The 20,724-nt window shown below is 57.3% G+C and carries 22 protein-coding genes; 14 read left to right on the top strand and 8 right to left on the bottom strand.

Going from position 1 to position 20,724, the window contains the following annotated elements; genetic code table 11:
• Positions 1-117: 117 nt before the first annotated feature.
• From LGT41_RS10920 to LGT41_RS10875, 10 genes are all read left to right on the top strand, one after another.
• Positions 118-1,176 (top strand): ABC transporter ATP-binding protein, encoded by a 1,059-nt coding sequence (locus tag LGT41_RS10920; RefSeq protein ID WP_420720183.1) that lies wholly within the window; start codon positions 118-120, stop codon positions 1,174-1,176.
• Entirely contained in the window at positions 1,173-2,069 is an 897-nt protein-coding gene (locus tag LGT41_RS10915; protein WP_274126914.1) for an ABC transporter permease, read from the top strand. The genes LGT41_RS10920 and LGT41_RS10915 overlap by 4 nt, the downstream gene beginning before the upstream one ends.
• Entirely contained in the window at positions 2,062-2,865 is an 804-nt protein-coding gene (locus LGT41_RS10910; RefSeq protein ID WP_274126913.1) for an ABC transporter permease, read from the top strand. Before LGT41_RS10915 ends, LGT41_RS10910 begins: the two co-directional genes overlap by 8 nt.
• Positions 2,866-2,895: 30 nt before the next feature.
• Positions 2,896-3,918, top strand: a complete 1,023-nt coding sequence (locus LGT41_RS10905; RefSeq protein ID WP_274126912.1) for an extracellular solute-binding protein — start codon at positions 2,896-2,898, stop codon at positions 3,916-3,918.
• A 454-nt stretch (positions 3,919-4,372) separates the two neighbouring features.
• The gene (locus LGT41_RS10900) at positions 4,373-5,494 is read left to right on the top strand and encodes a Hint domain-containing protein (protein ID WP_274126911.1); all 1,122 of its coding nucleotides are present in this window, start codon (positions 4,373-4,375) and stop codon (positions 5,492-5,494) included.
• Positions 5,495-5,880: 386 nt separating this feature from the next.
• On the top strand, positions 5,881-6,291 hold the full coding sequence (locus LGT41_RS10895; RefSeq protein ID WP_274126910.1) for a hypothetical protein: 411 nt from the start codon (positions 5,881-5,883) through the stop codon (positions 6,289-6,291).
• Between the two features lie 461 nt (positions 6,292-6,752).
• Positions 6,753-7,169 carry a TadE/TadG family type IV pilus assembly protein gene (locus LGT41_RS10890; RefSeq protein WP_274129712.1) on the top strand — a complete coding sequence of 139 codons (417 nt, stop codon included), beginning with the start codon at positions 6,753-6,755 and terminating at the stop codon, positions 7,167-7,169.
• The gene (locus LGT41_RS10885; RefSeq protein WP_274126909.1) at positions 7,169-8,536 is read left to right on the top strand and encodes a pilus assembly protein TadG-related protein; all 1,368 of its coding nucleotides are present in this window, start codon (positions 7,169-7,171) and stop codon (positions 8,534-8,536) included. The genes LGT41_RS10890 and LGT41_RS10885 overlap by 1 nt, the downstream gene beginning before the upstream one ends.
• A gap of 173 nt (positions 8,537-8,709) precedes the next feature.
• A complete protein-coding gene (locus tag LGT41_RS10880; RefSeq protein ID WP_274126908.1) occupies positions 8,710-9,258 on the top strand; it encodes a hypothetical protein in 549 nt (182 codons plus the stop codon).
• 167 nt (positions 9,259-9,425) lie between these two features.
• The gene (locus tag LGT41_RS10875; RefSeq protein ID WP_274126907.1) at positions 9,426-9,821 is read left to right on the top strand and encodes a helix-turn-helix transcriptional regulator; all 396 of its coding nucleotides are present in this window, start codon (positions 9,426-9,428) and stop codon (positions 9,819-9,821) included.
• A gap of 91 nt (positions 9,822-9,912) precedes the next feature.
• Here the strand turns inward: LGT41_RS10875 and LGT41_RS10870 are convergent, their stop codons facing one another.
• From LGT41_RS10870 to LGT41_RS10835, 8 genes are all read right to left on the bottom strand, one after another.
• On the bottom strand, positions 9,913-11,052 hold the full coding sequence (locus LGT41_RS10870; RefSeq protein ID WP_274126906.1) for a multicopper oxidase domain-containing protein: 1,140 nt from the start codon (positions 11,050-11,052) through the stop codon (positions 9,913-9,915).
• A 13-nt stretch (positions 11,053-11,065) separates the two neighbouring features.
• Positions 11,066-12,646, bottom strand: a complete 1,581-nt coding sequence (locus tag LGT41_RS10865; RefSeq protein WP_274126905.1) for a cytochrome c oxidase subunit I — start codon at positions 12,644-12,646, stop codon at positions 11,066-11,068.
• 34 nt (positions 12,647-12,680) lie between these two features.
• Positions 12,681-13,271 (bottom strand): cupredoxin domain-containing protein, encoded by a 591-nt coding sequence (locus LGT41_RS10860; protein ID WP_274126904.1) that lies wholly within the window; start codon positions 13,269-13,271, stop codon positions 12,681-12,683.
• 123 nt (positions 13,272-13,394) lie between these two features.
• Positions 13,395-13,745, bottom strand: coding sequence for a hypothetical protein (locus LGT41_RS10855; protein WP_274126903.1), 351 nt, complete (start codon positions 13,743-13,745; stop codon positions 13,395-13,397).
• Between the two features lie 186 nt (positions 13,746-13,931).
• A complete protein-coding gene (locus LGT41_RS10850; protein WP_274126902.1) occupies positions 13,932-14,624 on the bottom strand; it encodes a GntR family transcriptional regulator in 693 nt (230 codons plus the stop codon).
• A 20-nt stretch (positions 14,625-14,644) separates the two neighbouring features.
• On the bottom strand, positions 14,645-15,493 hold the full coding sequence (locus LGT41_RS10845; protein WP_274126901.1) for an ABC transporter permease: 849 nt from the start codon (positions 15,491-15,493) through the stop codon (positions 14,645-14,647).
• A complete protein-coding gene (locus tag LGT41_RS10840; RefSeq protein ID WP_274126900.1) occupies positions 15,490-16,302 on the bottom strand; it encodes an ABC transporter ATP-binding protein in 813 nt (270 codons plus the stop codon). Before LGT41_RS10840 ends, LGT41_RS10845 begins: the two co-directional genes overlap by 4 nt.
• Positions 16,302-17,348 carry an ABC transporter substrate-binding protein gene (locus LGT41_RS10835; RefSeq protein ID WP_274126899.1) on the bottom strand — a complete coding sequence of 349 codons (1,047 nt, stop codon included), beginning with the start codon at positions 17,346-17,348 and terminating at the stop codon, positions 16,302-16,304. Before LGT41_RS10835 ends, LGT41_RS10840 begins: the two co-directional genes overlap by 1 nt.
• A 205-nt stretch (positions 17,349-17,553) precedes the next feature.
• On the opposite strand from LGT41_RS10835, the gene LGT41_RS10830 reads away from it, so the two are divergent.
• The 4 genes from LGT41_RS10830 to LGT41_RS10815 are packed head-to-tail and all read left to right on the top strand — an operon-like array spanning position 17,554 to position 20,559.
• Positions 17,554-18,252: a fumarylacetoacetate hydrolase family protein gene (locus LGT41_RS10830; RefSeq protein WP_274126898.1), complete on the top strand. Its 699-nt coding sequence runs from the start codon at positions 17,554-17,556 to the stop codon at positions 18,250-18,252.
• Entirely contained in the window at positions 18,249-18,872 is a 624-nt protein-coding gene (locus LGT41_RS10825; protein ID WP_274126897.1) for an RraA family protein, read from the top strand. The genes LGT41_RS10830 and LGT41_RS10825 overlap by 4 nt, the downstream gene beginning before the upstream one ends.
• Positions 18,869-19,741, top strand: a complete 873-nt coding sequence (locus LGT41_RS10820; protein ID WP_274126896.1) for an NAD(P)-dependent oxidoreductase — start codon at positions 18,869-18,871, stop codon at positions 19,739-19,741. The genes LGT41_RS10825 and LGT41_RS10820 overlap by 4 nt, the downstream gene beginning before the upstream one ends.
• Positions 19,738-20,559, top strand: coding sequence for a sulfite exporter TauE/SafE family protein (locus tag LGT41_RS10815; protein WP_274126895.1), 822 nt, complete (start codon positions 19,738-19,740; stop codon positions 20,557-20,559). Before LGT41_RS10820 ends, LGT41_RS10815 begins: the two co-directional genes overlap by 4 nt.
• Positions 20,560-20,724: the final 165 nt, after the last annotated feature.

Here is a 20,724-nt window from a genome sequence, read left to right as displayed (position 1 = left end):
CGGTGAAAATGGCGTTGCGCTTCGCCAAAGAGCTGGGCTTTTCCGCGCCAGAACGCCCCTGAAATGGATTGCAAATGCGCCAAGACAATTGCAATCTACCAGCAATGGAGGTGCCTTTTGGACCAGAACATTGCCGTTGAGGCGCGCAATACGATCAAGACATTCGGACAGGGTGCAACGGCGGTCAACGCGCTGGATGATGTCTCCATCACCATCCGAAAGGGCGAGTTCTTTACGCTTCTGGGCCCGTCTGGCTGCGGAAAAACCACCCTGTTGCGCTGCATCGCCGGGTTTGAAACGCCGACCTCGGGGCAGATTCTGCTATCGGGCGCTGATATTACCGGCACGCCGCCAAACCAGCGGCGGGTGAACACGGTGTTCCAGTCCTACGCGCTGTTTCCGCATCTCAGCGTGGCGGGCAATGTCGGGTTTGGCCTGCAGATGCTGGGCAAATCCAGGGCCGAGCTTGCCAGAACCGTGGCCGATGTGCTGGCGCTTGTGCAGCTGGAAGCATTGGCCGACCGCTATCCGGCGCAACTTTCCGGCGGGCAGCAGCAGCGCGTGGCACTGGCCCGCGCACTCGCCCCCGCCCCCGAGGTTTTGTTGCTTGACGAGCCGCTTTCCGCGCTCGACCTGAAGCTGCGCAAAGCCATGCAAGGCGAGCTGAAGCGCCTGCAATCGGAAACCGGCATCACCTTTGTTTTCGTCACGCATGATCAGGAAGAGGCGCTGACCATGTCCGACCGGATTGGCGTGATGTCAGCCGGCAAGCTGCTGCAAGTTGGCACGCCGCGCGACATTTATGACCGCCCCCATAACCGTTTTGTGGCCGATTTCATTGGCGAAACCAATTTCCTGAACGCCACGGTGGTTGAAGCCGGCGTGCGCCTTGATACCGGCGATGTGCTGGCGCTGCCCACCGGCGCGCATTCCGGCACTGTCTCGCTGGCCCTGCGGCCCGAGCAGATTGGCCTGACGACGCCGGGCGAGGGCGCGTTGAATGCAACCGTGGTTGAGACCACCTATTTCGGCACCGATACGCATGTGCATTTGCGCCTGTCCGACACGACAGTCGTTGTTGCGCGCGTGCCCTCGGCCCAGGCCGTTCAGGCCACCAAGGGCGATGTGTTGGGCCTGCGGTTTGATACTTCTGCCATTCAGGTGCTGGCACCATGAGCCGCGCGGCACGCAGCAAGGGCACGAATGGCTGGCTGCTTTCAGCCCCCGCGCTGCTGCTTTTGCTGATTGCCGCCAACGGCCCGCTGCTGATCATCGCGGTTTATTCCTTTCTGGAACCCGGCGATTATTCGGGTGTGCGCTGGATATTTTCGGGCGAGGCCTGGTTCCGGATTTTGTTCGAGCGTGACATTTTTGACGGCACGGTCAGCCTGGCCGATGCCAACCTGTCGATCTTCTGGCGCTCGATCAAACTGTCACTGATGACAACGGCCATTACCTTTGCCTTCGGCCTGCCCACCGCGTGGTTCATTGCCACGCGCCCGGCAAAACAACGTGCGATCTGGCTGTTTCTGATCACCATACCGTTCTGGACAAACCTGCTCATCCGCACTTTTGCGATTATGGAAGTCATCCGCAACCAGGGTTTGCTCAACACCTTCCTCATCAATATGGGCGTGATCACCGAGCCGATCCAGATTCTTTATACCGATACCGCCGTGCTGATCGGCATGACATATGTCTATCTGCCGCTGATGGTGCTGCCGCTTTTCGCCGCGATTGACAGGTTCGATTTCAAGCTGATCGAGGCGGGGTATGACCTTTATGCCTCGCGCCTGCGCGTGCTGCGGCGCATCATTCTGCCCATAATCCGGCCCGGCATTATTGCGGGCTGCATTCTGGTCTTCACACCCAGCCTTGGCGCCTATGTCACGCCGCGCGTGCTGGGGGGCGGCAAGAATATGATGATCGGGAATTTCATCGAGCTGCAATTTGGCCAGGGGCAGAACTGGCCGCTAGGCGCGGCCTTGTCGCTTATCCTGCTCATCTCGGTCCTTGTTTCGCTGGGCATTTACGCGGCGGTTACGCGCAAGGAGGGCCGCAATGCCTAAGCGCCCGTTCGATGTGACATCGCTGCCCGGCTTTACCGCCACGGCCATTCTGGCCTTTGTGCTGCTCTATGCGCCGATTGTCACCTTGGTGATTTACTCGTTCAACGGCTCGAACTCGGTCAACCTCTGGGGCGGGTTTTCGCTGAAATGGTATTATATCGCATGGGAGAATGAGGCGGTGCAGGGCGCTGCCATGCGCTCGTTCATCATCGCGGGCTGGGCCGCAGCCATTTCCACCACGGTGGCCACAATGGCGGCCCTGGGCACCACACGGCGCGGCAAATTCAAGGGCCAGGGTTTTATCTATATCATGATCAACCAGCCGCTGATGGTGCCGGAAATCGTTACCGCCGTGGCGCTGCTCATCTTCTTTGCCGCGATCAAGGTCGCCACCGGCTATACCGGGCTTGGCTACCTGATCCTTGCCCATTCAGCCTTTTGTGTGCCCTTCGCCTATCTGCCCATCCGCGCCCGGCTTGAAGGCATGGACCTTGCAATGGAAACCGCTGCGGCCGATCTTTACGCCTCGGCCTGGCAAACCTTCCGCTACATTACCCTGCCCCTGCTTTTGCCGGGTATTCTGGCGGGGGCGATGTTGGCATTTGTCATTTCGCTAGACGATGTTATCATCACCGAGTTCGTGAAATCTGCGGGCCAAGATACGCTGCCCACCTATATGCTGGGCCAGTTGCGCCGCGCACTGACACCCGAAGTCAACGCGATTTCGACCGCGCTGTTGGGCGTTACCATCGTCATGCTGACGGCGTTTTTCCTGATTACCAGAAAGCGGACCTGAATCCGCGCGTTTTCAACATAGGAGTGCAAGATGAAGACATTACTGTTAGCCGGAACGGCCCTGGTGGCGGCAACCGTCGCCCATGCCCAAGGCCAGTTGAACCTGTATAACTGGGGCAACTATACCAGCCCCGAAATGATCGAAGCCTTTACGGCTGAAACCGGCATCACGGTCACAATCACCGATTATGACAGCAACACAACCGCGCTTGCCAAGGTTGAAGCGGGCGGGTCGGGCTTTGACCTTGTGGTGCCAACGGCCAACTATGTGCCGATTTTCGTTGAAAAAGGCCTGCTGCAAGAGCTTGACCATTCGCGCCTGTCCAATATCGGCAATATCGACCCTCGCTGGATGGATGTCGATTGGGACCCGGGCCGCGCCTATACCATTCCGTGGCAATGGGGCACGACGGGGGTTGCGGTAAACACAACCGCCTATTCCGGCGATGTGAACACCTCCGACATTTTCCTGCGCCCGCCCGAAGAACTGGTTGGCCTTGTCAATGTTGTGCCGGAAATGAGCGACGTTATCGCCATGACCATTTTCAATGTGGGCGGTGAAGCCTGCACCGAAGACCTGACCGTGCTGCGCGAAGTGCGTGACCTGTTGATGTCGGCCAAGCCAAGCTGGATCTCGATGGATTATGGCACGACCGACAAGCTCAGCTCCAACGATCTGATGGCAACGGTCAACTGGAACGGCTCGACCATGCGCGCGCGTATCAACAACCCCGACGTTGTTTACGGCTATCCGGTCGAGGGCTATCCGCTGTGGATGGACTCTGTCGGGCTGCTGGCCGATGCGCAAAATGTCGATGAGGCCTATCTGTTCCTCGACTTCATCATGCGGCCCGAAAATGCGGCGATGATCTCGAATTTCGCGCGCTATGCCAATGGCATTACCGGGTCGGAAGCCTTCATGGATGAAGTGATGCAGACCGCGCCCGAAATCGTTGTGCCCGAAGAATTTGCTGCCGCCGGACAATTCCTGCCCACCTGCCCGCAATCGGCAACCGATCTTTACACCGCGATCTGGACCGAACTGGTCAAATAATCGCCAGAACAGGGCCGCGTTCATGCGGCCCTGCTCCCACACCCGGGCCTTGCGGCGTGAACCGATCACCGCAAGCAGCCCTGCTGGTGCTTCTTGCACGGCCTGTTTGCATTTTCGCGGGTCTTGCGCCTGGCACCGCCTCGATAGTTTCCAAACATTGTTTCCGCACAAAACCGAACCGGTTTTGCGGCCGTCGAACCACGCGCGAAACCAGCCATAATCTTTAGATTAAAGCCATCATTTAACCTTTGGACCAATTTTCCGACCCCGATTCATCGGGATAGAACCGCCAATGGATGCAAATTCATTCAAATTGGGCAGGTCTTGCTGCAAGCCCGAATGCGTTGGTTGTGGTGAAGCCCATCGGGGCGGACAGCTTTTGGCAACGGGTTCTGAACGCCTCGGAAACCAGTCGCAAAACATTTTGCGGCCCTTGTAACAAAAGGAATAGTAAATGGCATTTATTTATGCATTGGCCGTCGACGGAAACGGTGCCAGTTCAAGCTCGTGGTCGAATTGGGCGGAAGATTATGTTGGTGGCAACAAGGGTGCTGCGCCTGGCACTTATCCCAATTCCAACTGGAACCTTGACCTCGCCAACCCGGCAACGACGTCTGGTTCTGGTGGAACAGACGGGGGCGGCATTCTGATCGGCTCCATCGTGCAAACCTCCGACAATGGCGGAACCTCGACCGACCCGAGTGATGCCAATGACGGCAATCTCGATGCCGGCGAAACCTTTACCATTCAGATTGACAATGGCAGCGGTGGCTACAACACCTATAACGCGATTGTAGACTATTATTTCACGCCCAACGCGAATGCCGACACCTCGCTGATGGTTTTCATTGTTGATGACGGCAACGGCAACCTTACAAAATACGCCTATAACCTTGGAACCGGTGACCCGAACGAAACCGACCCTCAGAAAGTTCTGGGTGGGCGGATTACCGAAGGCATGACCAATAACGGCAAGACCTTTTCATCCTATGAGGACCGCGTCATCGTCTGCTTTGCGCGTGGCACCAAAATTGCCACGCCCGAGGGTGAAAAACTGATCGAAGACATCATGGTTGGCGATGGGGTTCTGACAGCCGATAGCGGCACGCAGATCGTGCGCTGGATCGGCAGCAAGAAAATCAGGCCAAGCCGCGCCACAACACCCATTCGCATCAAGGCCGGTGCGCTGGGTGAAAACCTGCCCCACGAGGATTTGCTGGTATCGCCCGCCCATCGGATGCTGATTTCGGGTTGGCGCGCCGAGCTGCTGTTTGACGCGCCCGAATGCCTTGTGGCGGCGAAAAACCTTGTGAATGACAGCACGATCGTTGTCGCGCATGAAATGAAGGTTGTGGAATACTTCCATATTCTATTCAGCAAGCACGAGATTGTCACCTCGAACGGCGTGCAGAGCGAAAGCTTCCACCCCAATGCCGATGCGCTTGGTGCGCTTGATGAAGAGGCACGCGACGAGGTTTTCGCCTTGTTTCCCGAAATAAAGGCCGGGAACAAGGCATCGACATTTGTCGATGCGCGCCCCTCGCTTTCTGCGCTCGAAGCGGCGCTGCTCAGGTGAGCAGCGACCAGTAACCATTTGGCGACGCTGGGCAAAAACGATTTGCTTTGCCTCAGCGTCGCATGTGCCCGTCGCCTGAATTGATGTTTACCAGTGAGCGCGTTCAACACTCACCATGATAGGATAACAAAATGCTACGTAGGGCAATCTCAACAGCGGCCGCGGCCAGCCTCGCTTTATCGAGCGTCGCCGTCACCACAACCGCCATTTGGACTGTTTCAGCCGAAACGGCTGTAGCAGGCAACGGGAACGGGAATGGCAATGGCAATGGCAATGGGAACCGCAACAGAAGCAACGCCAACAACCGGGGCGGAAATGGCGCCGAAAACCGCGGCAATAATGGCGGCGGGAATGGGCGCGGTCAGATCGCTTCTGCTTTGGGCGCCTTGAACGCGGCCAATGCAAACCAGAACGCGCTGGACAATGCCGCCCCAAATTCGCGTGTGGGCAGGATTGCGACCTATCAAAGCGAAGCTATTCGCACCGGCGAGCTAGACGCCGAGGCCGCCGCCGCATTGGCGGCGCTCGAAGCCCTGCCCGCGCCCAGCCGCACGAGCGTGGAAATTCAGGCCGATATCGACGCGGCCATTCTTGCGGGCACCGATACATCGGCGCTTGACGCCGAACTGGCCGACGCCCTGGCCTATGAAGCCGCCGCGACCACGGCACTGGCAGCCGCCGCTGCTGCCGCCGAGCAGGCCGCCATCGAAGCCGCCGCGCTTGAAGCCGCCGCCAACAAGGATGTGCCCGAGGGTGATGCGCTTGAAGCCCTGCGCGTGATGCTGGGGCTTGACTGAACCTGCACGGGGGCGGCGGGAGCAATCGCGCCTGCCCCCGGCTTTCCGGCCACTCACACGCTGTCCGGATGTGTGTAAAAGCCCTGTAGCACAAGCGGGCTATGGCCGCGCTTTGGTTGAAAATGCCCGCAATTTCAGTGGCTTTGCGGCATAAACTTTAGATTAAACCGCAACTTTAATCCTTGGACCAATTTTTTGCGCGCAGATGTAAGGTATTGCTGTCTGTAAGACAGGATCATTTTAAGTGGTATTTGGCTTCAAACATCGGATATCGCCAAGGGCTGGTCGAAAACTGGGGCAACGATCTTTCGAATTACGCCATCGCCCAGGCCGCACGTCATCCTGCAAGACTGTCAAATTGTTTCGGAAATGAATTATTTTTGAACAATATCAAATGTTTGGTTGGTTTTATTCGGCGCATGTTTGCGCCATGCTTTAACTCTGAGGATGCCGTGACCAGTATGAACCTGAAACCAAGCCTCGCCCGTCTGAAGCGAAAGATTGCCGCCTTTTCCGACACGCGCGGTGCCGTTTCTGTGGAATTCGTTCTGTGGGTTCCGGTTTTCGTGCTGATTCTGGCGATCACGGTCGATGCGACCATTCTGTTCAAAACCCAGGCCAATCTATGGACGGTTGCGCGCGATGCCGGTCGTCAAATGTCAACCGGGCTCTACTCCAACTCGCAAGCCGAAGACTATGCCGCCGGCCAGTTTGCAAGCTGGGGAATAACCGGCACGGCGACAGCCTCGCAAACCAATGACACCGTAACCATGCAGATTTCGGTGCCGGTGGCTGCTGTGACCCCGTTTCGCATTGTGAACGCCTTCACCGACGGCAACATCATCGCCGTGGTGACCCAGCGCAAGGAGCCACAGTGATGTTTGCCCCATTCAACCGTTTCACACGCGCCCTGCACAGTTTCCGCGATGATGAACGCGGCGTGGGCTCGACCTTTGCAATATTCATGGCGCTGATCTGCATTGGTGTTGGCGGCCTTGCGATTGATACATCGAATGCCTGGCAAACCCGCCAGCATTTGCAGACCACAGCCGATGCAGCCGCCCAAGCCGGGGCGCTTATCCTCGCCTATCCCAGCGAAAGCGGAACGCAAACCCCCTATTCCGAGGCTTTGGAGCTTGCGTCTGTCAATATGCCAAGCGAACGCTACGGAACGGTGCTGCGTCAGGAAGATATCGTCGTGGGCCGCTGGGATGTGAATGCGCGCGTCATGGACACAAGCTCGGCCTTCCCCAACGCCGTGCAGGTCACCACACGGATGGATGACACGAACGGCAATCCTGCAAAAACATTCCTGCTGAAGCTTATCGGCTTTAACTACTGGCGCATCTCAACCGTTGCGGTTGCCATGTATGACGTCGCGAATTGCCACAAAGACGGGCTTGTTGCCGGCGGTATTGTCGATCTTACGTCGAATAATGGCTTTTACAGCGGTATGTGCGTTCATGGCCAGCAGGGCGTTGAGATGAACAGCAACAACTTCTTCGACTATGAAGACGGGGTGCGCATTTCAATGCCGAACCCCGCTTCGGTGGCCGATGGCGGCATGTTCGATGTCAAGGGCAACGGAAATATCGGCGCGTGGGAATCGGTGGGCGAGCGGTATATGGAACCATTGCTGGCCAAGGAAGACGCCATTCGCGCGCTTATCGCAGATTTGTCAAACCCGCTTTACGAAGGCCGACCCGACTATATTCTTGTGCCCGTCGCCAACCGCCAGACATTGAGCAATGCCAACCGTTTCAGCATGGCAATGCTGGTGCCGAATGCGGTGAACATTCTGACCTGTGGCAATGGTGAGGCCTCCAAAATATCCATACCTGGTGGCACGACGGTTTCAGACATGATCATCATTGCCGATTGCCCCATCGAATTCGGGCAGGGTTCGAGCATTGAAAACGGCGTATTCATCACAACCAGCCGCGACGCCAATGCCTTCAAAGGCGCAAACAACGTGCGCCTTGGTCTTGCGGATGATTGCACGCCCGGTGGCGGTGCGCAGTTCGTAACGCTTGGCGGTGTGGATTTTGCTTCGGCTATGGAATATCACGGCTCGCAGGTCATCGCGAATGGCAGCGTGCATCTGGCAGCGGGTGTGCAGGGGCTTGCGGGCATTTCGGTGCAGGCGCTTGGCAATATCTCGGTTACGGCCAATAACGTGATGGGCGCATGTTCCGGCGGTGTGGACACTGTCGCCGATCAATATGTGGTGCGGCTGGTCTACTAAGGCGCGCCTTGGCCGATGAATAAGCCTATGCGGCATTTCTGCTGCGCACTTGCTAACCTGAACTGCGCAATGATACTTACAAAGGCAATGTCAAACCTGCACGGCTTTTGCGGTATCAATTTCATGAGTAAGGGTAATATAGTTCCTTTCAATCTTGATCAGCGGAGGCTGATATGCGTATCGGAAAACTGCTATTTGCAACGGCTCTAGCCTTCTCGGTTTCCGGGGGCTTGGGCAATGCACAATCCACCAATGCTGCCAGCGGTGTTCAGATCGTTTACGCCGCCGCGAATTTGGCCGACAGGCAATCTGTGCAGGACATGGTCGCCAGGCTTGTGGCCGACGGGTTCATCTATATCGAGGTCAGCCGCACATTCCTTGGCCGTGCGCGTGTGGTTGGCTATTCGACGACACAAACCCGCGAGGTCGTGATGAATGCGACCACGGGTGAGGTGCTGCGCGACCTTGCGCAAGCGAGCAATGGAGGCCTGCCAGCCCAGGCCAATGCAAATGCGAATGCCAATGCCAATGCCGGCAATAACGGAAACGGCAATGGCAATGGTAACGGCAATGGCAATGGCAATGGCAATGGTAACGGCAATGGCAATGGCAATGGTAACGGCAATGGCAATGGTAACGGCAACGGTGGCGGCAACGGTGGCGGCAACGGTGGCGGCAACGGTGGCGGCAACGGCCGTGGAAACGGAAACGGCCGAAACTAGGCTGGTGGTGCCCGCAACTGGCCTCTATACTCTTTCTGAAGTGAAGATTCCATCAGGAGGAGCGGCGGTTGCTCAAAATTTCGGGTATACGCCTTAGCTCCCTGCTGCTGGGGATCGTGGTTTTTCTTCAGGTCGGATTTTCCCTTTTCTTTATCATAGATATGGTGGTGGAGCTTTTTGGCATCCGTCAGGTTGCGGTCAGCTGGGAATACCGCGAAATCGTGCAATTGGTCACGATTTTGGGCATGGTGCTGGGCGCCGTTCTGGGCATTGTGGTGCTGAAGGGTATGCGCGGCAATATGCGCGAGGTTGATAACCGGATGCTGGTTGCTTCGGGCCAGTTTCACGAGCTGATGGTGCGGCATTTCGACGACTGGTCACTTTCGCCATCCGAACGCGACGTCGCAATCCTAACACTCAAAGGTCTGTCAAACGCCGAAATTGCCGAAGTGCGCGGCAAAAGCATTGGCACGATCAAGGCGCAGTGCAATGCGATCTATCAAAAAGCGGGTGTAAGCGGACGCACGCAACTGATCAGCTTTTTTATCGAGGAACTGATCTAGCAAATTGCGCTCTGCGCCAATGCAAAGTTCTGCAAACGAAGGCATGTAAGCGATGCGACCGCCGCCCTGCTGGGCGACGGTCGAACCTGGTTTACATTTCCATTTCCGCACCGGGTGTTGCGATCTGGCCCATCATGCCCATCTGCATGTGATAGGGCAACATGCACATGAACATCCAACTGCCAGTGCTTTGAATCTCCACAACAAAGCTCATGCTTTCGCCGGGCAGCAGTAGCGATTTTTCGAACAGTGCTTCATGCTCCAGCAGGTTCCAGTCTGCGCGCCGCGTTCGGTAGTTTATTGCCTGCATCTGCGCCATCGCCATGAACATGAATTCATGCAAAATGGTGCCATCATTGCGGATGGTGAAGCGGATGCGCTCGCCCGCCTGGACCTCGATATTCAGATCGGAAAATGTCCATTCCGACATGACGACTTCGATTTCCCGGTCAAAGGTCTGACCGTCATCGCAGAATCCCAGCCCGCTTTCGCCGCTACAGGCAGCAGAACCGGCCATGTCGGTCATTGGCATGGTGGTGCCGTCGGGCATGGTCATCGAACCATCCGCTGCCGGGGCCATATCGGCCATCGGCATGGTGGTGCCATCGGGCATGGTCATCATGCCATCGGCCTGCGGTTCCATGCCCGCCATTGGCGCGGTTGCACCGTCTCCCATTGGCATGGTGCCACCATCGGCCATAGGCATCGAACCATCCGCCGCCGGGGCCATATCGGCCATCGGCATGGTGGTGCCATCGGGCATGGTCATCATGCCATCGGCCTGCGGTTCCATGCCCGCCATTGGTGCGGTTGCACCGTCTCCCATTGGCATTGTGCCACCATCGGCCATAGGCATCGAACCATCCGCCGCCGGGGCCATATCGGCCATCGGCATGGTCGTGCCATCGGGCATGGTCATCATGCCATCGGCGGATGGCGACATGTTCATGCCGCCCATATCCATGCCGCCCATATCCATGCCGCCCATATCCATGCCGCTCATTGCTTGCTCGAGCATCATTTCATCCATAGCTGGAACGTCGAACACACCATGCTCGATCTCTTCATTCTCGTCGAACGGGCCGGTCGGCAAGATACCCTGGGCCTGAAGTTCCGCCACCGATGACATTGTCGGCACGTTCTGAAATTCCGGTTCTTGCCGGACCACGATGAAATAGGCAGTCGTGCCCAGCACGAGCAGCCCGACGATCAGATAAAAACGCATAATCATAGCAGGTTTCCTTTCATTCCGCGGGCTGGGCAGCAGCGCCCGAGGTTACGGCATCATCGCTCAACGCCCAGGGGTCGGCTTCTGATTTCCGGCCACGGCTGGCGCTCCATACGATGTTGGTCACAAAGATGATGAAGCCAAGACCAATGAGATAGGCCGCGCCGGTCAGCACGAATTGTGGCACCGCCCATTGGGGCAACGGCAGAAAGTCTACAACCCAGCGCGGGAAATAGACGAAGCCCAGATAATACATCATCGTGACCTTGGTGAAGATACCAATCTGCCAGAACCAGAAATGCGTATTGGCCAGCCGCTGGTTGAACATCCGCCCGGTGAAATAGGGGTAAAGATAGTAGATCCCCGCCATCGCCATATTGGCCATGAAGCCCACGAACATCGCGTGAAAATGCGCCGGCACGAAATAGGTGTTATGCACAAAGGCGCTGTTGGTGGCGATTTGCGCATTCACATAGGCCGTGACGCCGCCCAGCATCAGAAAGAAGATCGAGGCGACGATGAAGCGGAACGGAATCGCCGCACGGGCCGAGTCTGGAATCCGGTCATACCAGAGCGTTGCGATCCAGTTGAACACATGCAGGGTTGAGGGGATGAAGATGGCCAGAGTCAGAATCTGCGTTATGCGCTGCATCACGCCGCTGACATTTTCAGCCGGCTGGAAATGGTGCGGAAACACCACAAAGCCAAGCACAGTCAGCAATGCAAAGGCCGTGACCGCCGACCAGTAGCTCCAGATCGGGCGGCCCAGAAAACGCGGCAGCAATGTATACAGCACAGCAATGGCGGGCATCAGCGGCAGGTAAACCGCCGGATGGCCATAAAACCAGAACATGAGCATGAATGACATCACATCACCGCCCCGGCCTGTGTCAAATATCGCGGTAATCCCCATCCAGTCGGTCAGCATATAGATGCCGACAAGGCCCAGCATCGGAGTGGAGCCGATCAGCAGGATGCCTTCCGAAATGGCCCCCCAGCCCATCAGCGGCAGCTTGCCCCAGCCGAGGCGGCGCGCAGCCTCCCAGCCGTTGCGCAACAGCACCGCGCCCGCCAGGAATTCGGAAATTGCCACCAGCGTAATTGCGACATAGCCAAGGAATACCAGATCACCCCCGACCCGCAGCGACATTGGCGGATAGAATGTCCAGGTGAAATCGGGCCGCGCAATGATCAGAAACACCGCCGCGATGATCAGCAGCCAGTAGCTCCATTGCGCAGCACCCGCCCAAAGCAGCCTGCCGGTGCCCAGAACCTTGGGCATCATGTAGTAGTTCAGCGAAATGACGAACGGAATGACAAAGCCAAAGACCATCAGCATTCCGTGCAGTGTCATCAACTGCATATAGGGCCGCGCCCCGAAATATTGCACATCCGGCACGGCAAGTTCGGTGCGAAACAGCATGGCCATCAGGCCGCCAAGGCCCAGCATCAAGACCGATGTCAGAATGCCCTTGATGGCAATATGGCGGTAGTCGTTTGAAAAGAGCAGCGATTTCAGCGTCATCTTCCCGACAATGTCTTCGGGTTCCCAATGCGGGGCTTCGCCCAATCGCGCAGCATCATGTGCATGAGACATTATTCATCTCCCTCTAATTTCATCGTGGCCGGGTTCATGACTCGGCGCCTTCAACAACAAGCCATGCCTTCATCTGGGCATGTCCTATGCCGCAGTAATTCAGGCATTGGATCAGATATTTGCCCGGTTCAAGCGGCGCGCGGATCCAGACATCGCGTTCCTTGCCGGGGTCAAACTCGGCGGTTATGCCCACTGCCGGAATGTTGAAACCGTGGATCACGTCATTCGAGAAGATCCGGAACAAAATTGTCTCACCCGGCTGCACAACGGCGGCATTGCGGCTGATTTCGTTACCTTCTGTCAAAAACGCAAAGCCCCATTGAAAGGCGATGACCTTGATCTCCTGATCAAAGTCGCTTGCTCCTTCGAGTGCCGGCTCATCCAGAACCCCGGCTTGCGCCATTTCTGCCTGATAAGCCTCGACAATTTCGGCACTGCGCCAGTCGCCATAACCGACGAATACAAACAGCAGCCCGACAAAGGCAAATTCCATCCAGTATTTGAGCTTCCAACGCACGGGTAAAAACAGCGCCAGGAACAGCGCGCCAATTCCCAATCCGAGGACGACAAAGACGAGAATCATCATTGTTGCCTGATAACTATCCAGGCCGAGGGCGGATTCCATAGTAAGTCTCCTTATAGAAGGGTTAGCCACATCCCCATAGGGCAGGCTAAAAGCGAGTCAGAAAAAAGATAGACTTGGTGGCTGGCGTATCTGCGTGTTTCTACGTGAATTGCCGCCAGCAGTTCAGCCGCGTGGAGGGCGAAACAGCCGGTCCAGCGCCTGTGCGGGCAAGAACACTCCGGCACCTGGCACTTTTGTCTTCAACGACATCGGGTTTGCCGGGCTCCAGCCCTGATCGCGGAATGAAGCGATGAACACGCCACAGCCACCGCTTCCGCCGTGGCCATTCACACAGGTCTGAAAACCCGTGCATTTATACATTGTGCTTGGCTGACAGACCGACGCATCGAGCGCCGCGGAAACCATGCTTTGCTCTTGCATACGGCCAGGCTGCATCTGGCCGGCAAGCGCGTTGCCTGCAAGCCCAAGGGCAAGCAGCACGCAAACGGTCCGGGCAAACCAGGTTACTGTCATGTTGCAACATTCAACTTTTATTCGGTGCGAGGCAAGGATTTTGTTGCAAATCCGGGCCGTCGCGCATGTCGCGCTGAACCGGCAGGGCCAATGGCCGGCAGCATGGCCGGGCTGGCAGGTGGAATGCCGGCACAGCAGCAAACATTGGTTTTCGCGGCAAAAATGCACCGGATTCGGGCGGCTCTGTCAGTCTTCAGCTGGCTGAAGCTCTATGTCGACGGTCCGCAACGCGGCCAATGTGGTCTGGTAATGCGCTTCCAGCAGTTTGCAGGCCAGCGCGGACTCTCTGGCGACAACCGCGTCCAGAATTTCCTTATGCTCTTCGGCAGCGCCTTCGCGGCGCTTCTGACTGGGGCCAACATGCATGGAAATGTTCCGATAGCGCACGGCCTGGTCCATCATTGTAGAACAGAACCCAAGCAACCAGCTCGATCCGCACTGGTTGATCAGTTGCATGTGAAATTCCTTGTGGCGGATTTCCCATTCTTCGGAAAGCGCCGCGCCCGAATCCGGTTCCAGCCGGCGTGAAGTGCGCGCAAGACGATGGAACGACAGCACGAGTCCGTCCTCCCATTCCTCGCTGCCATTGGCAATCGACTCGCTCAACGCCTTAGTTTCCAGCCAGATCCGGGTTTTTACAAGCTCTTCAAGATCTTTCATCGGCAGGGATGCAACAAAGAACCCACGCTGTTTCTTGCGCTCGACCAGCCCTTCTGCGGAAAGTCGGTTCAACGCCTCGCGCACGGGAACCGCGCCAATGTTGTAGCGCTCGGATACCGTTTCGATCTGGAGTTTCTTATCGGGCAGCAAAATCCCCTGCAGGATGTCGCGCCTGATAAAATCATACACCTGTTCTGAAAGGTTCCGGGCTTCAGACAACAAATTTTCCTTCAACAACTTCAACCTACCGGGCCTGCTTGTTCTTCTTTTTGCCAGAACACAATTCTACGTTGCGCCCACAGAACGGTGAAATACAGGAGAAGGCCCAGCAAACTCAAGTAAAGAATAAGTGCGAAAACCCGTGGCGTATCCATCTGGCTGGCCGATTGGCGGATCAAAGCGCCAAATCCCTTGCCGCCCCCAAGAAATTCGCCGGTAATAACGCCCGCCATCACGCCCACCGCGGCAATCTTCAACCCGGTGAACATGAAAGGCAGGCCGGTTGGCAGCTTGAGGCGCAGCAGCGTCTGCATCCGCGTCGCCCCCATCGCCTTGAACAGCATCCGCTCGTTTTCGCTGGCCGCATAAAGGCCGGCCGCCGTTGAAACCACAATGGGAAAGGTGGCAATGAACGCGGCAAGCGCCACTTTCGATGAAATTCCAAATCCGAGCCAGGCTATGAAAAGCGGTGCGAAGGCAATCTTGGGCATTGTATCGATCGCCACAAGATAGGGCAGAACGGCGCGTTCTCCGAATTTCGTTTCGCCAACCAGCACGCCCAGTGAAAACCCGATGCCCAGCGCAATGAGGAACCCCCAGAACACCGTTTGTGTCGTGGTCCAGAATGCCGTGAGCATATAGCCGCCCGTGACAAGGTTTTCGCCGACAAAGATCAGATCATTCAGCGTTTCGCCCGGGCTTGGCAGGATGATCGGCGAGACCCAGACCATGCTGGTTGCCAACTGCCAAATGCCGACAAAGCCGATAAAGAGCAGCGTCATGGCCAGCCAACGCGGGATCGTGTCGATCAGGCTTTGGTGTTCAACCCACACAGTGTCGGGCCGGGTTTCGCTTGCGTGGTCGGTCATGTCGCCGCCTCCTTGTCCAACAGGTCGCGGATATGCGCGACAATCTCGCCGAATTCCTTGGTGTTGATCATCTCCAGGCTGCGCGGGCGCGGCAGCGGAATATCGACCTCTTCAACCACCCTGCCCGGCCGCGGCTTCATCACCAGAATACGGTCGGACATGATAACCGCTTCGGCAAGCGAATGCGTGACAAGAAAGGCCGTTGCCTCGGTTTCGCGGCAAATGCGTTGCAGCTCCATGTTCATGAAGTCGCGTGTCAGCTCATCAAGCGCGGAAAACGGCTCGTCGAGCAGCAAAACGGCCGGCTCTGAGATCAGCATCCGGCAGATCGAGGCGCGCTGCGCCATGCCGCCGGAAAGCTCGCCCGGATAGACATCGGCAAAATCGCCAAGCCCGACCAGCGCCAGAAGCTCGCGCGCCTTGCCATAAGCCGCACGCGCGGCGGCCTTGCCTTCGCGAATTTCTATCGGCATGACGATATTCTCGATTGTCGTTTTCCACGGCAAAAGCGTTGCGTGCTGAAACATCATTCCAATATCCACGCGCGGGCCAGCGACGGGTGTGCCTTCCAGCATCACCCGCCCTTTGGTAGGCGGCATGAGCCCCGACATAATCTTCAAGAGAGTCGACTTTCCGCAACCCGACGAACCGATGACCGACACAAATTCGCCCTTGTGCAGGGTAAGATTGACATCGGTCAGCGCAACCAGCTTGTTGCGGGCATAGGTTTTGGACAGTCTTGAGATTTCATAAACGGGCCGCGCAGATTGCGCAGCCTTTATGTTCATTCGGGGCTCGGCCATAGTCATCAGGCATTCCACGCGGCGACGAATTCATTTGTGTAGACGGCCGAAAGATCGTCGAGCGGTGCAGCCAGCGCGCCCGATGCCACGGCGGAATCATGAATCATCTGCCAATGCTCGGGCGGCTGATAGCCATAGCCTTGGTCAAAGAACTCATCCGTCGGTGTCATGCGGTCAATGGCGCCAGCCAGCAGGCCGGCCGCAAATGCCTTGTCTTCGCCTTCCTGCGGGTTGCCGGCGGCACAATGCGCAAGCACTGTATCCTTGTTTGCAGGATCAACCGCAAACCGCATTCCGCGCACCAATGAGCGGCCAAACTTGGGCGCAAGATCGGGCGTGGCGGCCATCTGGCTTTCCAGCATCGCAATTCCGTTGCCAAAGAAGCCAAGATATTGCGGTGGCGTAATTTCACGCAAATTCATGCCACGCGCGCGCAAAATGGCAGCGTCCGAGATTGCACCGGCATAGGCGCTTACATCGTCGCGCAGAAACGCAACAGCCGCCGTGCCGCCATCACCGACCGGCAGGAAGGTATAGTCGGTGTTTTCCTCCATGCCCAGATCGGTCATGATCGCCTTGGTAAAGGACATTTCAGCGCCATCTGCGGTGCCGATGCCAATGACCGTGCCGCGCAGGTCTTCAGGGGACATTACCGCGCTTTCTTCTTTGACAAGCAGGCCAAAAACAGATTTCGGGAACAGGTTGTAGATGAATTTGACATCTACACCGCGCGCACGCGCCCCAAGGACAGGCCCAGGCCCGGGCGCCCCGATTTGTGCCTGCCCGGCTGCCATTGCCTGCAACACTGCCGAAGAGCCGTCGATCGCTTCAAGCGTCGGCGCAAGCCCCTCCTCGTCGAAATATCCTTCGCCAACCGCAACCCAGTAGGGCATCCATGTCAGCGCCGAAGGGTTTGGCACCGCAAAGGTTATCGCCGACTGCGCGCGCAGCAGACTGGGCGCGCCGATTGCGAAACTGGCAGTTGCCGCAGCGGCCATACCGCCAAAGCCGCGCCGGGTCATCCCCCGGGTAATACCTTTGTCATTCGTCATGTTTCATTCCTCCCTTTTTAACGATCTCATGGCGCTCCTCGCATCCGCAAGATCTGGAACCAGATTATACGATTCTGTCATCAATGCAAAAATAATATACATTTTTTCAAAATTAGCCTTGGAATATCTTATTTAAGGTGCAAGATCGGGGGATCGAACGGTAATCGGCGGATTCGCCTTCGTTCCGAATGAGGAGGAGACATTCATGAATTATGCACTGACGCCTGCAAAACAGGCTTATCTTGACATTACGGGAAGTGACGAAAAGTTTCCTGTCCGCCGTATTTACTGCATCGGAAAGAACTATACGGCCCATGTCATCGAAATGGGTGGTGTGGTCGAGCGCGACCCGCCGGTTATTTTCCAGAAACCGAATGATGCGATCGTGCGCAATGGCGGTGAAATCCCCTACCCCGTGTTCACCAACAATCTTCATTATGAAGGCGAAATGGTTGTGGCGCTCAAATCTGGCGGGCACCATATTGCCACCAAAGACGCATCCAGCCACATCTTTGGCTATGCTGTCGGGCTGGATATGACCCGGCGCGACCATCAGGCCAATGCGCTTGAACTCGGGTTGCCCTGGGAAGTTACCAAAGCGTTTGACCGGTCTGCGCCCGTTGGCCCGGTCACCCGGGTTGAGGATTGCGGCGTTCTGACAAGCGGCACCATCCGCCTGTCGGTAAATGGCAAGACCAAGCAGGAAGCCGATATGTCGCTGATGATCTGGAAAACCGATGAGATTATCGCCAAACTATCCGAACAATATGAACTGAAGGCTGGCGACATCATCATGACCGGAACGCCGGCTGGTGTTGGCGCCGTGGTGAGCGGTGATGTCATTGACGTTCATGTTGACGGGCTGGAGGATTTGCGTGTGACCATCGGTGGCCCCGCCGCATGACACTGGCCGCCGAACTTGCCGCAATCGGAACAGCGACCATAGGCGAAGCCTGGCCGAATGCCTGCATTCTGGACAGGCCGCCGCGCCCCCTGGCCCCTGAAATGATTGTGGCAGGCCCGGCGCTTACCGTGCGCTGCCGCCCGGGTGACAACCTTGCGCTACATCGCGCAATTGCCTCATCCTCTGATGAGGGTGAAGTGCTTGTCGTTGACTATGGCGGCAGTGTCGAGTCCGGCCCCTTTGGCGAGATCATGGCAGTCGCCTGCCTGATGCGCGGAATTGCCGGGCTCATCATTCACGGCGCCGTGCGCGACAGTGCGCAGATTGTCGACCTGGGCTTCCCGGTTTTTGCGCAGGGTCTGAACATTCGCGGCACCGAAAAACGCGATGGCGGCGCTTTGCGATTGCCTGTTTCAATGGGCAATGCGCTCATTCAACCAGGTGATATGATTGTTGCCGACAGCGATGGTATTGTCGTGCTGCAAGCCCAGGATTCTGCCGCCGCCTTGTCGGCCGCTCAGGCCCGCCTGGGCAAAGAGGCCAAGATATTGGCGCGGCTGCGTGCCGGTGAAACGACGATGCAAATTCTTGGGCTACCACATTTGGAGCGAAATTCATGACACATAATCTTGGAATTATCGGCACTGGCCGTATGGGAACCGCATTCGCAAAGCGACTAGTTGAAACGGGCCACAAAGTTACCGTGTGGAACCGCAGCCCGGACAGGACAGCCGCCGCCGTCGCGGCTGGCGCAAACGCGGTGCGCGATATCGAGGCGCTGGCAGGCTGCGACATGATCCTGACATCGCTGACAGATTATTCTGCTGTTTCGGCGGCTGTTGAGCGGCTTGTTGCAACCGGCATAAAGGGCCGCCTGCTGGTTGAAATGTCAACGCTTCTGCCCGCCGAGCAGGTTGCACTGGCAAGCAAGGTCACAACAGCCGGTGGCGCATTTGTAGACTGCCCGGTGGGTGGCACTGTCGGCCCCGCGCTCAAAGGGCAACTCCTTGGCATGGCGGGCGGTGATGCGGCGGCATTCGCGCAAGCCAAACCCGTGCTTGATGCGCTGTGCCGCCGCGTGGAACATCTGGGCCCGGCAGGATCGGGCGCCCGAATGAAACTGGCGGTGAACCTGCCGCTGGCCGCCTATTGGCAGGCCCTGGGCGAAGCGCTGACGCTTCTTGCGGGCGCGGGCATATCGGCTGAGATGGCAATCAGCCTGATGGCTGACAGTTCAGCAGGGCCGACGGTTCTGAAAAACCGCGCGCAAGTGGTTATTGATACATTGAACGGCACCGACCAGCCCGGCACATTCGACATTGCGGGCCTCGCCAAGGACCTGCGCCTGGCGATGGCGCTTGCAGCAGCTGAGAACGCCACATTGCCTATGGCTGAAGCAATCGCGCCGGTTTACGCAAATGCGCTTGCCGAAGGTCTGGGCGGGTTTGACGGTGCGAGCCTGTCCAGACATGTGGTCGAGCGCAGATGACCGACCCCGCCAATCTGGTAACACTCATCGCGGCCTTGGCCCTTGCCGGGGCCGCGATCGGCTTTTTGGCGGGCCTGTTCGGCATTGGCGGGGGGGCAATATCTGTCCCCGTCTTTTACGAGGTTTTCGGCCTGCTCGGCCATGCGCCCGACGTGGCCATGCCATTGGCGGTTGGCACGTCGCTGGCCGTGATCATCCCCACCTCGATCAATTCCGCACGGGGTCACTATCTGCGCGGCACTGTTGATATGAACCTGCTGCGTATTTGGGCGCTTCCTGTTCTGGCGGGCGTGCTTTTTGGTTCATATATCGCAAGCTTCGCGGCACCCTGGCTGTTCCAGGTCATCTTCATTCTCGTGGCCAGCCTGAACGCGATCAAGCTGCTTTCAGGCGGGAGCGGCTGGAGGTTGGCCGAGTCATTGCCCGGCAAGGGAATTTTGCGCATCTATGGCGCCGCAATCGGCCTGATCTCGGCCCTGATGGGCATTGGCGGCGGCGCGGTCTCGAACCTCATGATGACACTGCACAATGTTCCGATTCACCGCGCGGTATCAACGTCGGCGGGTGTTGGATTGCTCATCGCCATCCCCGGAACATTTGGCTATGTCGCCGCAGGCTGGGGCAAGCCAGATTTGCCTGGCGATGCACTTGGCTATGTATCGATTGCAACTTTTCTCATGACAATCCCCACCACGATTTTGACCACACGGCTGGGCGTGCGTTTGGCGCATAACCTGACCCGCCGAAAACTGGAAACTGCTTTCGGACTGTTCCTTTTGCTTGTGTCGCTCAGGTTCATTTTTGATCTGGCCGGATAGGTTTTCAATCGGACTTTGTTGCGCCTGATGGCGGCACATAAAACCTGTGTCTCGGCCAAGCACCGGTTTGCGCTGAAATAACTGAAGTTCACCATGACCGTGGCACCTTTGTGTGATCTCGACGCAGCCTCTTTGTTGTTCCCCCAAGGCAGCTTGCTGGCGCGC

It is taken from the genome of Abyssibius alkaniclasticus (assembly GCF_020447305.1).
GTDB classification, from domain to species: domain Bacteria; phylum Pseudomonadota; class Alphaproteobacteria; order Rhodobacterales; family Rhodobacteraceae; genus Abyssibius; species Abyssibius alkaniclasticus.
This window is presented reverse-complemented; position numbering and strand designations above follow the sequence as displayed.

Bases quoted from the DNA above. Each gene is read 5' to 3' on its own strand.
- LGT41_RS10915 (WP_274126914.1), top strand. From the start codon at position 1,173: ATGAGCCGCGCGGCACGCAGCAAGGGCACGAATGGCTGGCTGCTTTCA.
- LGT41_RS10910 (WP_274126913.1), top strand. From the start codon at position 2,062: ATGCCTAAGCGCCCGTTCGATGTGACATCGCTGCCCGGCTTTACCGCC.
- LGT41_RS10905 (WP_274126912.1), top strand. From the start codon at position 2,896: ATGAAGACATTACTGTTAGCCGGAACGGCCCTGGTGGCGGCAACCGTC.
- LGT41_RS10900 (WP_274126911.1), top strand. From the start codon at position 4,373: ATGGCATTTATTTATGCATTGGCCGTCGACGGAAACGGTGCCAGTTCA.
- LGT41_RS10890 (WP_274129712.1), top strand. From the start codon at position 6,753: ATGAACCTGAAACCAAGCCTCGCCCGTCTGAAGCGAAAGATTGCCGCC.
- LGT41_RS10885 (WP_274126909.1), top strand. From the start codon at position 7,169: ATGTTTGCCCCATTCAACCGTTTCACACGCGCCCTGCACAGTTTCCGC.
- LGT41_RS10880 (WP_274126908.1), top strand. From the start codon at position 8,710: ATGCGTATCGGAAAACTGCTATTTGCAACGGCTCTAGCCTTCTCGGTT.
- LGT41_RS10870 (WP_274126906.1), bottom strand. From the start codon at position 11,052: ATGATTATGCGTTTTTATCTGATCGTCGGGCTGCTCGTGCTGGGCACG.
- LGT41_RS10865 (WP_274126905.1), bottom strand. From the start codon at position 12,646: ATGTCTCATGCACATGATGCTGCGCGATTGGGCGAAGCCCCGCATTGG.
- LGT41_RS10860 (WP_274126904.1), bottom strand. From the start codon at position 13,271: ATGGAATCCGCCCTCGGCCTGGATAGTTATCAGGCAACAATGATGATT.
- LGT41_RS10855 (WP_274126903.1), bottom strand. From the start codon at position 13,745: ATGACAGTAACCTGGTTTGCCCGGACCGTTTGCGTGCTGCTTGCCCTT.
- LGT41_RS10845 (WP_274126901.1), bottom strand. From the start codon at position 15,493: ATGACCGACCACGCAAGCGAAACCCGGCCCGACACTGTGTGGGTTGAA.
- LGT41_RS10840 (WP_274126900.1), bottom strand. From the start codon at position 16,302: ATGACTATGGCCGAGCCCCGAATGAACATAAAGGCTGCGCAATCTGCG.
- LGT41_RS10835 (WP_274126899.1), bottom strand. From the start codon at position 17,348: ATGACGAATGACAAAGGTATTACCCGGGGGATGACCCGGCGCGGCTTT.
- LGT41_RS10830 (WP_274126898.1), top strand. From the start codon at position 17,554: ATGAATTATGCACTGACGCCTGCAAAACAGGCTTATCTTGACATTACG.
- LGT41_RS10825 (WP_274126897.1), top strand. From the start codon at position 18,249: ATGACACTGGCCGCCGAACTTGCCGCAATCGGAACAGCGACCATAGGC.
- LGT41_RS10820 (WP_274126896.1), top strand. From the start codon at position 18,869: ATGACACATAATCTTGGAATTATCGGCACTGGCCGTATGGGAACCGCA.
- LGT41_RS10815 (WP_274126895.1), top strand. From the start codon at position 19,738: ATGACCGACCCCGCCAATCTGGTAACACTCATCGCGGCCTTGGCCCTT.